This window comes from Marinobacter shengliensis, assembly GCF_003007715.1.
Classification (GTDB): Bacteria; Pseudomonadota; Gammaproteobacteria; order Pseudomonadales; family Oleiphilaceae; genus Marinobacter; species Marinobacter shengliensis.
In genome coordinates this window covers 106,964-119,363 of record NZ_PXNO01000022.1, presented here as the reverse complement: position 1 = coordinate 119,363, position 12,400 = coordinate 106,964, and the positions used below count along the sequence as shown (strand labels likewise).

Annotated in this window: 10 protein-coding genes; 3 read left to right on the top strand and 7 right to left on the bottom strand. The window is 55.7% G+C overall.

The window, feature by feature from the left end:
- Positions 1-26 precede the first annotated feature (26 nt).
- Complete coding sequence (locus C7H10_RS08985; RefSeq protein WP_106694596.1) at positions 27-1,847, top strand: acyl-CoA dehydrogenase C-terminal domain-containing protein; 1,821 nt, start codon at positions 27-29, stop codon at positions 1,845-1,847.
- A 210-nt stretch (positions 1,848-2,057) separates the two neighbouring features.
- Entirely contained in the window at positions 2,058-2,993 is a 936-nt protein-coding gene (gene thpD / locus C7H10_RS08980) for an ectoine hydroxylase (protein ID WP_106694595.1), read from the top strand.
- A gap of 63 nt (positions 2,994-3,056) precedes the next feature.
- Here the strand turns inward: thpD and C7H10_RS08975 are convergent, their stop codons facing one another.
- From C7H10_RS08975 to rpmH, 7 genes are all read right to left on the bottom strand, one after another.
- A complete protein-coding gene (locus tag C7H10_RS08975; RefSeq protein ID WP_228263898.1) occupies positions 3,057-3,806 on the bottom strand; it encodes a substrate-binding periplasmic protein in 750 nt (249 codons plus the stop codon).
- A gap of 182 nt (positions 3,807-3,988) precedes the next feature.
- The gene (locus C7H10_RS08970; protein ID WP_106694594.1) at positions 3,989-6,181 is read right to left on the bottom strand and encodes a TonB-dependent receptor domain-containing protein; all 2,193 of its coding nucleotides are present in this window, start codon (positions 6,179-6,181) and stop codon (positions 3,989-3,991) included.
- A 119-nt stretch (positions 6,182-6,300) separates the two neighbouring features.
- Positions 6,301-7,671 (bottom strand): tRNA uridine-5-carboxymethylaminomethyl(34) synthesis GTPase MnmE, encoded by a 1,371-nt coding sequence (mnmE, locus tag C7H10_RS08965; protein WP_061333178.1) that lies wholly within the window; start codon positions 7,669-7,671, stop codon positions 6,301-6,303.
- 73 nt (positions 7,672-7,744) lie between these two features.
- Positions 7,745-9,439, bottom strand: a complete 1,695-nt coding sequence (yidC, locus tag C7H10_RS08960; protein WP_106694593.1) for a membrane protein insertase YidC — start codon at positions 9,437-9,439, stop codon at positions 7,745-7,747.
- 5 nt (positions 9,440-9,444) lie between these two features.
- Entirely contained in the window at positions 9,445-9,699 is a 255-nt protein-coding gene (gene yidD, locus C7H10_RS08955; RefSeq protein WP_082780614.1) for a membrane protein insertion efficiency factor YidD, read from the bottom strand.
- Entirely contained in the window at positions 9,699-10,097 is a 399-nt protein-coding gene (gene rnpA / locus C7H10_RS08950) for a ribonuclease P protein component (protein WP_072675874.1), read from the bottom strand. Before rnpA ends, yidD begins: the two co-directional genes overlap by 1 nt.
- 15 nt (positions 10,098-10,112) lie before the next feature.
- Positions 10,113-10,247 (bottom strand): 50S ribosomal protein L34, encoded by a 135-nt coding sequence (gene rpmH, locus C7H10_RS08945; protein ID WP_008172542.1) that lies wholly within the window; start codon positions 10,245-10,247, stop codon positions 10,113-10,115.
- Positions 10,248-10,901: 654 nt separating this feature from the next.
- Between rpmH and dnaA the strand changes: the two genes are divergently transcribed.
- On the top strand, positions 10,902-12,356 hold the full coding sequence (gene dnaA, locus C7H10_RS08940; protein WP_374814451.1) for a chromosomal replication initiator protein DnaA: 1,455 nt from the start codon (positions 10,902-10,904) through the stop codon (positions 12,354-12,356).
- Positions 12,357-12,400: the final 44 nt, after the last annotated feature.

Sequence of the window (12,400 nt, the reverse complement as noted above, 5' to 3'; positions counted from 1 at the left end):
GCGATAACAGACTGTGAGGATGGGTTATGCCAGTGTACAAAGCGCCATTGCGTGACATGAAATTTCTGCTCAACGACGTGTTCGACTACCCGGGCCACTACCAGACCCTGGCCTCTGGAGAGAACGCAACACCGGATATTGTAGACGCCATTCTGACCGAGTGCGGGCGCTTCTGTGAGGAAGTTCTGAGCCCAATCTACCAGAGCGGTGATGAGGAAGGCTGCCGCCTGGAAAACGGCGAGGTCACCACGCCCAAAGGCTACAAAGAAGCCTATGACCAATACGTGATGGGCGGCTGGCAGGGCTTGTCGGCCCCGGAAGAATACGGCGGCCAGGGCCTGCCGGCGTCCATGGGCCTGTTCAAACAGGAAATGATGGGCACCGCCAACTGGTCATTCTCCATGTATCCGGGGCTGTCACTCGGTGCCATGAACACCATCTTCCTGCATGGCTCGGAAGACCAGAAGCAAACCTACCTGGTACCGCTGACGGAGGGCCGCTGGGGCGGCACCATGTGCCTCACCGAGCCACAGTGCGGTACTGACCTGGGTCAGGTGAAGACCAAGGCCGAACCACAGGCCGATGGCAGCTACAAGCTGACCGGTACCAAGATCTTCATTTCCTCCGGCGAGCATGATCTGACCGAGAACATTGTCCACATCGTGCTGGCGCGTCTGCCGGATGCGCCCAAGGGCACCCGCGGTATCAGCCTGTTTATCGTGCCCAAGTTCCTGCCGGCGGCGGATGGCAGCGTGGGCGAACGCAATGGCGTGAACTGCGGCAGCCTGGAAAAGAAAATGGGCATCAAGGCCTCGGCCACCTGCGTGATGAACTTCGACGGCGCCACCGGTTACCTGATCGGACCTGAGAACCAGGGCCTGGAGTGCATGTTTACCTTTATGAACACCGCCCGTATCGGTACTGCCATTCAGGGCGTTGGCCCGGCTGAACTGTCGTACCAGTGGGCGCTGGACTACGCCAAAGAGCGCCGTTCCATGCGCGCGCTGTCTGGCAAGAAAGAGCCAGACCAAGTGGCCGACAGCCTGATTCACCACGCGGATGTAAGGCGCATGCTGCTGACCCAGAAAGCCATCGCGGAAGGTGGGCGCTCCATGCTGTATTACGCTGCGAAGCTGGCCGACCACATGGTTGAGGCGCACACCGTGGGTGACGACAAGAAGGCCGAGAAATACGACGACAAACTGGGTTTCCTGACCCCGATCCTGAAAGGCTTCCTGACTGAATTGGGCAACGAAGCGGCTAACCTGGGTGTGCAGGTGTTCGGTGGCCACGGTTACATCCGTGAGCATGGCATGGAACAGATCGTACGCGATACCCGGATTGCCACGCTTTACGAGGGCACCACCGGCATCCAGGCACTGGACCTGCTGGGCCGTAAAGTGTTGCTGATGACCCAGGGCGGCGCGGTGCGGGAATTCACCCTCAAGATTGCCAACTTTGCCCGCAAGCACCTGACCAACAAACAGCTGCGCCCGATGGCCATCGAGCTGCTAAAACTGACTGCCCAGTGGAACCTGCTGACCGTCCGGGTGATGCTGGCGGCCCGCAAAGACCGCGATGTGGTCAGTGCTGCCGCCCACGACTTCCTGATGTACAGCGGTTACGTCACCATGGCCTATATGTGGTTGCGCCAGTCCGCGGTGGCCGCCGACAAGCTGGAGAACGGCGGCGACGAATCCGACGCCTTTTACCAGACCAAACTGGCAACCGCCGAGTTCTACTACGAGCGCCTGCTACCACGGGCCCAGGCCCACGCCACCAGCATGCTCAGCCCGACTCGCAACCTGATGCAGGTGGAGCCGGACAATATGGCCTTTACCGGGTGATTACCCGGTAACTTACCGTCCCGGGCCTGCCGGGACTTTTTTATTCCGGAACCGGGGCCTTGAAATCCCGGTTCCTGCCCTTACCCTCTCTGGTGCAAGTCTTTGCATCAATCCAATAACTTTCTGAGGAATATAGTATTTTCAGGCTTTCCCACAGCCGGGCAAGGCCTGACCATATCGGTACTGTGTATAAAAGAAGGAGGTTCGAATATGGAGACTCGTGCTGACGACTTTTATCCCACCCGCCTGGAACGCCCTGTTCCGGCTTTTGACCGGAGAGACCCGGTTATCCACAGCTCCGGAAACGCCCGTACTGAAGGTCCGCTGAGTGAGACCGAACTGGCGCGTTATGAACGGGACGGGTTCCTGGTGTTCAACAACTTTCTCGATGCAGACACGGTCAAACGTTTCCGTGACGATCTGCGCGCCTATGAAAACGACGACAGCATTCTCCGTTCCGAGGGCACCATTACCGAACCGGGAAAACAGGAAATTCGATCGGTCTTTGGTATTCACGAACTGTCAGACCGTTTTGACCGGCTGACACGGGACCCTCGCATTCTCGATATGGTGCATCAATTACTGGGTAGCGAGGCGTATATCCACCAGTCCCGGATCAACTTCAAACCCGGTTTTCACGGCAAGGGGTTCGACTGGCATTCCGACTTCGAAACCTGGCACGCCGAAGATGGCATGCCTCGCATGCGGGCGGTCAGCTTCTCCATCGCCCTGACCGACAATACACCGTTCAACGGCCCGCTGATGCTGATCCCGGGTTCCCACAAAACCTTTGTGCCCTGTGTCGGCCGAACCCCGGAAGACAACTACCAGTCGTCGCTGAAGAGGCAGGAACTGGGCGTGCCCAATCACCAGGATCTGCAGGAAATGGCGGACCAATACGGTATCCAGGCACCCACGGGTCCCGCCGGCTCGTTGATCATTTTTGAGTGCAACACCTTGCACGCATCCAACGCCAATATGTCGCCTTGGCCGCGCAGTAATCTGTTCTTCGTATACAACAGTGTGGAAAACCAATTGCAACAGCCCTTCTGTGGCAACAAGCCCAGACCGGAATTTCTGGGTAATCGCACCAACACCCGGGCCCTCAAGCCACTGGCGACTCCGGATTTGCGAAGAACCGGTTGAGGCTATATCCGCAAAAAGGGGAGCGTGTGGCTCCCCCCTGTCTCGATAGATTCGCCGAGGGTGTCAGAGGCCCCACTTGGTCTCTATGGCCTCGTACATCCCGTTGTTGCGAATGGTCTCCAGTCCCTGGCGTAGCTTGCGAATCACTTCCTCTGAAGTCTCGAGGTTCATCGCCAGGTACAGTTCGGTGTTATTGAACGAAAACACCGGTTCCAGGCCTTCAACGTCCTGTTGGGAGGCGAAGTAAGGTCCTGCCAGCCGGTCCGCTATCCACAGGTCAACCTGGCCCAGTTCCAGACGTTTGGGGTTGAGGTCATCGCTGTCCATGGCCGATACCCGGAAATCGCGCTCCAGCAGGTACTCGGTCATCACATCACCACGGTATCCGGCGTACAGCATGCCTCGGGTATCTTCCAGGCTGTCAATCTGCAAGTCCGTACCGGGGGGTGCAAAAATGGTCCACAGGTTGGTGGTCAGTGGCCCTACCCATTTGAACTGGGAAGCCCGGTTTTCCGTGTAGGTGGTGCAGTAGATGCCATGATTCTTCTTGTTCAGCGCACGGTTATAGCCAAAATCCCAGTTGCGCAGCTTGATCACGTAATCCAGCCCGGAGTGCTCGAGAATGGCCTTGACCATTTCTGTGCACAGACCATCAATGCCATCTTCGTTATGCTCGAAGGCACGCCCCGTGGCACTCATGTTGTAGGGAGGGAAGTTCTCGGTATAGATATAGATACGCTCAGACGCCACGGCCGGCAATGGTGCCGTAAACAGGGCAAAAACGACCGCAGTAACGCACAGCAGGTTACGCACAGGTTATCTCCTTTAACTCGAATGGCATGAAACCGCCAAACTGGCGGCACCAATAGACGTAGGCGGAGTTTACCCGACGCTTTGACGTTGTTTTACAACTAAACTGTTTGTTTTCGTAAGGGAATTCGTCAGGCCGCCGGGCGAATGCCGGCGGCCTGGGGTTGTGGATAACTGTGGATAACTCAGAAATCGACGGTTGCGGAGAGCCACAAACGGCGACCTTCTTCTACCGTTCCGCCGCTGGCCATGCCACGGAAGATATACACATAATCCGAAGCCCAGGCATCCACCTGGTTGCCATTGTTATCCACATACGAGTACTCACTGCCAGACAGGAACTCCTTGTCGAACAGGTTGTAAACGGTGGCGGTGAGTTTTACCCGCTCGCTGGCCTGATAAGCGCCGCCCAGGTGGAAGAGCGCATAGGCGCTCAGGTCACCCACCTGGTCAAACACCGCTGCTTCTTCTGCGGTGAAATTCTCCCGGTTCTTCAGGTAGCGGGTACGCTCACCTCGGTATTCGCCGGACAACCATAGATCCAGCTGCGGAGACGCCTGCCAGTTCAGGCGCGCATGCACCACATGCTCCGGCGTGTTGGTCAAAGGTGCCCCTTTGTTGTCACCACTCTTCTGCTCAGTGTCGGTATAGGTATAGTTGCCGCGAATACTCCAGTCCGGAGCAAAGCGCCAGCTGGACGCCAGCTCGATACCCCGGGTCTCAGCCTTGCCGATGTTATCCAGCTGGTCGTAGGTGCCGTCCGGAATCCTAGGGTCACCACTGATGGTCACCGGCGCTCCGCTGTCGATCTTGTCCTTGAACTGGGTGAAGAATACCGTGGCGTTGGCTTTGAAACCTTGCAGGTTGTCAAAGTAGGCGCCTACCTCGTAGTTGGTGCTTTTTTCCGGTTCCAGGTCCGGTGTGCCTATGGTCAGCACCTCACCCTGGCTGGTGACACCGTTGATGCCATTGTGCAAATCATTGATGTCAGGGGTTTTATAACCCTGACTGACACCACCCTTGAGGGTCCAGCTGGGTGACGTGTTCCACACCAGATAAGCCCGGGGCGTAAAATGGCCGGAGAAAGCGTCATGATCTTCGTAACGCCCTCCCAGCGTCAGGGCCAGATCGTCTCTCAGATACCATTCATCCTCGGCAAACACCGCCCAGGATTCCTGTTTGAAGGTGGTGTTGGCAACGCTGTCTTCCAGTCGGGTATCACGGTACTGTGCCCCCAGCGTCACGATGTGGTTGGCGGTGACGGGCGCAACCAACCGGGTATCAAACACGGTATCTTCCGATTCCAGCTTGCGATCCTGGCCACCAATCAGATTCTGATAGGGCGCATCGTAAGGCGTGCCGATGGTACCCGGAATGGTCCGGCCTTTGGTTTCGGTCACGTTGTACGTCAGATCACTGCTCCAGGTGCCAAAGCCCAGCTGGCTGGCATGGCCCAGGGCAACCTGGTCACGGTTGAACCGTAGCTCGTCCCGATAGCCATTGGCGGTGTTGGTGTCAGCGTTGCAGGCCCGATTCTGCCCATCCAGGGTACCCAGTTGGCAACTGTCATTGTTATACACCTGGCGCCCCTGTTCGGCATCCAGATAGAACTCATGGCCCTGAACCGGCACCAGCGTCAACCTTGCACCAAGGTTATGGTTACGACCATCCACCGGTGCAACACCCCGCTTGGGCGCCTCGCTACCGTCGTCGAAACTCAGATCCGCCGCCGATCGATCAAACACGCTGCCGCGTACTGCAAGCCCGAGCATATTGTCGATCAGCGGTCCACTGGTGTAGAAACTGGCTTTACCGTTATCGCCGTACTCCCGGTGTTGCTGGAAGGTGTGCTCGAGCGTGACCGAGCCAATCCACTCATCGGACACCTTCTTGGTAATGATATTCACCACGCCACCAATGGCATCGGAACCGTATAGCGTTGACATGGGCCCGCGGATTACTTCGATACGTTCAATCGCCGACAAAGGCGGAATGAAGCTGGTGGAGGTATCACCAAAGCCATTTGGAGTGACGTTGCCCGGAGGATTCTGGCGGCGGCCGTCAATCAGTATCAGGGTATATTCACTCGGTAGGCCTCGAATACTGATGTTCAGCCCACCGGTCTTGCCGGTGCTCTGGCGTACATCCACGCCTTCCACGGTTTCCAGGGCTTCCGCCAGATTGGAGAACTGGCTTTGTTGCAGGTTCTGCTGGCTGATCACACTGATGCTGGCCGGAGCATCGGTCACCTTCTGCTCAAAGCCCGATGCCGAAACAACCAGCTCATCCAGTTGCGTCGGTTGGGCAACACTGTGTAGAGAAAAGGTGCTGCTAACAGCCGCAACAGACGCGGCCAGAATTGAGGGCCTGAATACCATGAGTCACTCCTTGAAGATCAAGACTGAAAATCAGGAGCGAATGATATTATTTCTCATTTGATAATTACAACGATTTAACCGGGACGATGTGTCCCGGAAAATGGAACCCTTGACCGGGGCTACTTGCCGATGCAAAAGCTGCTGAAGATCTTGCCCAGCAGGTCATCGGGCGTGAGATGGCCGGTGATTTCACCCAAGGCGTCCTGGGCCGCCCGAAGATCCTCAGCCAGGAGTTCCCCGGCGCCATAGCCTTCCAGTTGGGTCTGTCCCTGAAGAAGGGAATCCCGAGCGCGTTCCAGGGCATCCAGGTGGCGTCGGCGGGCCAGAAAGCCGCCTTCGGTGGTACTGGCAAAGCCAATGCATTCCTTGAGGTGCGTACGGAGGGTGTCCAGGCCTTCCGACCCTTTGGCCGCCAGGCGAATAACCGGCGCGGTCTGGTGGGGTTCGGCACTGATGCCCACCGGCTCACCCGACAAATCCACTTTGTTACGGATAACCGTGACCGGGGCACTGGCCGGGAGCTGGTCAATAAAATCTGGCCAGATTTCATGGGGTTCGGTTTTATCGGTGGTGGTGGCATCCACCATCAACAGAATGCGATCCGCCTGGCGTATTTCATCCCAGGCCCGGGCAATACCGATCTGTTCCACCTCGTCCGGGCTGTCCCGGAGGCCGGCGGTGTCGATGATGTGCAACGGCATGCCATCAATGTGGATATGTTCCCGCAGGACATCCCGGGTGGTGCCTTCAATGGCGGTGACAATGGCCGCTTCGCGGCCGGCCAGGGCATTGAGCAGGCTGGATTTTCCGGCATTGGGACGACCGGCGATCACCACCTTCATGCCATCCCGCAGAATGGTGCCCTGCTGGGCTTCCGACAGGATCTGTTCCACCTGTTGCAACAGGCCTTGCAGATCAACCGCCACTTTGCCGTCGGCGAGAAAATCGATTTCTTCCTCCGGAAAGTCGATGGCCGCTTCCACGTAGATACGCAAGTGGGTAACCGCATCGACCAGTTCATCAATCCGTCTGGAAAACACACCTTGCATGGAGCGCACGGCGCAACGGGCTGCCTGCTCTGAGCTGCTTTCAATCAGGTCGGCAATGGCTTCAGCCTGGGCCAGGTCGAGTTTGTCATTCAGAAACGCCCGCTCAGAAAACTCACCAGGCCGTGCCAGACGGGCGCCCTGACTACAGACTTCCCGCAACAGCATATCGAGGATCACGGTACCGCCGTGCCCCTGCAACTCAAACACGTCTTCACCGGTGAACGAATGAGGGTTCGGAAAATACAGCCCGATGCCCTCGTCGATCAGTTCGCCCCGGCTATCGTGAAAAGGTCCATAATGGGCGTAGCGGGGCCGGGGCTCAAAACCGAGCATGTTCCGGGCAATCTCAACGGCTTTTGGCCCTGAAACCCGAACAATACCCACACCCGCCTGGCCTGGTGCGGTGGCAATGGCTGCGATGGTGTCTGTGGTTGCCTGCATGGTGTGTTTATCCTGATTAGAAATGACAAAGGCTCCACAGGGGAGCCTTTGTCAGGTCAGTGCAACTGATCACTCAGTGTTTCTTGCCTGCCATTTCCACTTCGATCTTGCGGGTAATGTACCACTGCTGGGAGATCGAAAGAATGTTGTTCACCAGCCAGTACAGTACCAGACCAGCCGGGAACCACAGGAAGAACACCGTAAAGACTGGTGGCATCAGCTTCATGATCTTCGCCTGCATGGGGTCTGGTGGTGTCGGGTTCAGGCTCATCTGGATGAACATACTGATGCCCATCAGAATTGGCAGGATAAAGTACGGATCCATCTGGGACAGATCGTTTATCCACAACATGAACGGCGCATGGCGCAGCTGCACACTCTCGAACAGTACCCAATAGAGCGAAATGAACACCGGCATCTGTACCAGTATCGGCAAACAGCCACCCAGCGGATTGATCTTTTCCCGCTTGTACAGGGCCATCATCTCCTGGGACATCCGCTGGCGATCGTCACCATAGAGTTCTTTCAGGCGCGTGAGTTGTGGCGCGACGGCCCGCATTTTTGCCATGGAGCGATAGCTGGTTGCTGACAGGTGGAAGAAGACGGCTTTTACCAGAACGGTCAGCAGAATAATGGCCACACCCCAGTTACCCACCAGGCCATAGAACCATTCCAGGATGTAGAACAGCGGCAGGGAGATGAAGAACAGCCAGCCAAAGTCAACGGTACGGTCCAGGTTAGGAGCCAGGGCTTCCAGACGATCAATGATTTTGGGGCCCACGTAAGCAGTAGCACCTACCTCAACAGTCTGCCCGGGGGCAACCGCGGTTGCTGGATAGACAAAACCCATCACATGCAACTGATCCCGGCGGGTGGTCTGGAACTGGGCTGTTTTATCACGGTCCGGAACCCAGGCGGTAATGAAGTAGTGCTGCAGGAACGCCAGCCAGCCATTAGTGACCGGTTCGTTTACCCGTTGTTTGCCCAGGTCGCTGAAATCGTATTTTTCATAGGGATCGTCAGGCGTGCTGATGACCAGGCCAAGGTAGGCCTTGATACCCATAGTGGTCTGGGAGGTTGGGTCAGGAGCCTCGTCCCTTACGATTTTGCCGGTGAAGTTACCTTGCCAGTCGGTATCGGACTGGTTGTTGATCAGGTAACGGATATCAATCTCATAGCTGTCCCGGGCAAGACGGTAGCGTTTGGTGATATCAACGCCATCGTCTGTGGTCAGTTTTAGGTCAATGATCAGTTCATCCTGGCCATCGGTCAGCTCGAAACGGGATGCTTCTGCCTGGTAAACCGGTGCCTGACCGGCACTGCGACCATCGGGGCCGTTGCGCCCGATCAAGCCACTTTCCAGAATATAGGTACGGTTCTGGGTGTTGGTCAGAAGAGTCAGGGGTTGTTCGCTGTCGAGCGATTCATCGTACTGAAGCAGGGAACTGGCAATGACATTGCCACCAACACGGTCGATGGTCAGTTCCAGTACGTCGGTCACTACCGTGATGAACTGGTCGCCGACACTTTGTTCGCCGTCAGAGGAGGTGGACCGGAGTTCGCCGGTTTCCGGCGTGACAAACTCATCGTCTGTCCGGGAAGCACTTTCCGGCAGAACCATGTCATCAACAGATCCGTTCGACCCCGAGGTTTCTACCTGGGTGACCTGTTCAGTACGGGGCTGGTTGTAGTCCTCATTCCAGGCAAGCACCATCAGATAACTGACAATAGCCAGGCCGGCAAACAAAACGATGCGTTGAATATCCATAAACGTTAGTTTCTGGTTTGAGTGTTGGTCGGAGAATATTGGGTCTCTGTGCCCGGTACGGGATCATAACCGCCTTCGGCCCAGGGATGACACCTTAATAATCGGCGGGTTGCCAGATACGAGCCTTTGGCTGCTCCGTGGTGTTGAATAGCTTCAACCGCGTACTGGGAGCAGGTTGGGAAATGCCGGCAATGGCTGGCCATCATGGGACTGATAGCGTACTGATAGAACCGGATAGGCAGTAACAGAATCTGTCGCATTAACCCGTACCTTTTGAATTCACAGTCGTTTGATCAACTGAGGACTGATGGTACTTCTTTCTGAGACGGCGCCAAAGATCGTTAAGCGACGATATGACTGAGGCGTTATCCAGTTGAGCGAGTCCTTGCCGACCAAGAACAATAATGTCGAGGTCCGGTAGATCCGTCTGATGCCTGAAAGTTTCTCGAACCTGGCGTTTTATCCGATTTCTCTGGACCGCCAGTTTGAGATTCTTTTTGGAGAAAATGAGTCCGACCCTGGCGTGGCCCAGATTATTTGGAGCTGCCAGGATCAGAAAATTCCTGTGCGGAACTTTCAGCTGCACATCATCGAAGACCTTGCTGTAGTCCGAAGGCCGCAACAGTCTGTGTGACTTCGGAAACGTCAAGGCCTTCATGAGGCAAACATCAGGTTACGCTGACAGGCGTGCGCGGCCCTTGGCACGGCGACGAGAGATTACCTTACGGCCGTTAGCAGTCGCCATACGGGCACGGAAGCCGTGAACACGCTTGCGCTTCAGGACGCTCGGTTGGAATGTTCTTTTCATGGTGATGTTCTCACAAATTCGTCAATGGACATTGGTCGTTGGCTGGAAAATAGACAGCCAAAACAGGAGCGGCATTCTAGTCAAATCTGCTAGCAAGTTCAATGACTGTGCATCGGGGAAGTGAATTTTTCGGTATGGGTAAAAGCCGAAGGCCTGACTAATAAAATCTATAGGTCTTTTTTAAATTCTTTCAAAGATTATTTATTACTGTTATTAGGCACCTTGATATCTGTGGGAAAGTCTGTTTTTTCCTTCAACAACAAATACTTGAATTAATGACAAGTACGGTGACAGGTGGCCGTGAGCCCTGTGGACGAGAGGGTGTGGAATTGTGAATAACCCGGTGTTTCGAGGAAGGCCCGAGTTATTCATGGTTTGGTCCAAGGCTTTCACACAGGGTTGGGGGCGGTCTGTGCACAAGGACCTGTGGGTAACTTTTTTTCAGGGCATTTCTGTACACAAGCCTGTAGATAGGTCTGGAACTTTCTGAAAGATGAGGAGAAATGTTTCCACAGGCTGTTTATGACAGTGATTGTTGGCCTTTTACTGTGGGCCACGGCGGGGTAGAATCCGGGGTCACCTTGAGCGTCGGGAAAAGCCTTTTCCGATGTGAGAACAGTCAGGTTTCGGGAGCAGGCGGTCGTGCCTAACAGTATGTGGCATCAATGTCTTGAAGTACTCCGGGATGAGTTTCCCGCGCAACAGTTCAATACCTGGTTGAGACCCCTCCAGTCGGATCTCCGAGAGGGCCAGCTGATGCTGTTTGCGCCGAACCGCTTTGTGATGGACTGGGTTAATGAAAAGTATCTGCGCCGTATAGAGGAAGTTCTGAAGGACCTCAACGGTGGCCAGGCGCCGCGGGTTCAGATGAAAGTAGGGTCGGCGCCCCGGGAAAGTGAACCGGTGGTGCGCTCGGTGGCTGAGCCAAAGCCGGCTAGTCTGGCCGACGAAATCGGGCAGCGGGTAACCGAGGAAGAGAAGAGTGTCGCGGCAACTGTCGCGGGTTCTACCTCTGCCGGTGTTAGCCGCAGTGCGCAGAAAATCAATGGCGAGCGCCGGCCGGTTCAAGTGGAAGGTGACATCAAGCACCAGAGCTTTCTGAATGAGACTTTCACCTTCGAGACCTTTGTTGAGGGTAAGTCCAACCAGCTGGCCCGCGCGGCCTCAATGCAGGTGGCTGAGAACCCCGGCGGAGCCTATAACCCGCTATTCCTGTACGGCGGTGTCGGTCTTGGTAAAACCCACCTGATGCATGCCATCGGTAATGAAATCGTCCGCCGTAATCCCAAGGCGAAAGTCGCTTACCTTCGATCTGAACGGTTCGTTGCGGATATGGTCAAGGCTCTGCAGCTGAACGCCATCAACGAGTTCAAACGTTACTATCGATCTGTGGATGCGTTGCTGATTGATGATATTCAGTTCTTTGCCCGTAAAGAGCGCTCACAGGAAGAATTTTTCCATACCTTTAATGCGCTGCTTGAAGGTGGCCAGCAGGTCATCGTGACCTGTGATCGGTTTCCGAAAGAAATCGTCGATATGGAAGAGCGATTGAAATCCAGGTTTGGCTGGGGTCTGACGGTAATGGTGGAGCCGCCGGAGCTGGAAACCCGGGTGGCGATTCTGATGAAAAAAGCTGAGCAGGCCAATGTGAAATTGAGCAGCGAGGCGGCATTCTTTATTGCTCAGAAGATTCGATCAAACGTTCGAGAGTTAGAAGGCGCGCTTCGTTTGGTGATAGCGAATGCTCACTTCACTGGGTCTGAGATTACCCCTCCATTTATTCGGGAAAGCCTGAAGGATCTGCTGGCGCTGCATGAAAAGCAGGTCAGTATCGATAACATCCAGCGCACGGTGGCGGAGTACTACAAGATCAAGGTGGCCGATCTATTGTCCAAACGCCGCACCCGGACGGTGACCCGGCCCCGCCAGGTGGCCATGTCCCTGGCCAAGGAGTTGACCAATCACAGCCTGCCAGAAATCGGCGACGCCTTTGGTGGCCGTGACCACACCACGGTGTTGCATGCTTGTAAGAAGATTGTGGAACTCCAGGAAACGGACCCTGGAATCCGCGAGGACTACCAGAACTTTATGCGATTGCTGACCACCTGACCGGGTGGCGATCAACCAACAACATTCACTTCCGACAACTGAAG

Bases quoted from the DNA above. Each gene is read 5' to 3' on its own strand.
- C7H10_RS08970 (WP_106694594.1), bottom strand. From the start codon at position 6,181: ATGGTATTCAGGCCCTCAATTCTGGCCGCGTCTGTTGCGGCTGTTAGC.
- rpmH (WP_008172542.1), bottom strand. From the start codon at position 10,247: ATGAAAAGAACATTCCAACCGAGCGTCCTGAAGCGCAAGCGTGTTCAC.
- rnpA (WP_072675874.1), bottom strand. From the start codon at position 10,097: ATGAAGGCCTTGACGTTTCCGAAGTCACACAGACTGTTGCGGCCTTCG.
- thpD (WP_106694595.1), top strand. From the start codon at position 2,058: ATGGAGACTCGTGCTGACGACTTTTATCCCACCCGCCTGGAACGCCCT.
- yidC (WP_106694593.1), bottom strand. From the start codon at position 9,439: ATGGATATTCAACGCATCGTTTTGTTTGCCGGCCTGGCTATTGTCAGT.
- mnmE (WP_061333178.1), bottom strand. From the start codon at position 7,671: ATGCAGGCAACCACAGACACCATCGCAGCCATTGCCACCGCACCAGGC.
- C7H10_RS08985 (WP_106694596.1), top strand. From the start codon at position 27: ATGCCAGTGTACAAAGCGCCATTGCGTGACATGAAATTTCTGCTCAAC.
- yidD (WP_082780614.1), bottom strand. From the start codon at position 9,699: ATGCGACAGATTCTGTTACTGCCTATCCGGTTCTATCAGTACGCTATC.
- dnaA (WP_374814451.1), top strand. From the start codon at position 10,902: ATGTGGCATCAATGTCTTGAAGTACTCCGGGATGAGTTTCCCGCGCAA.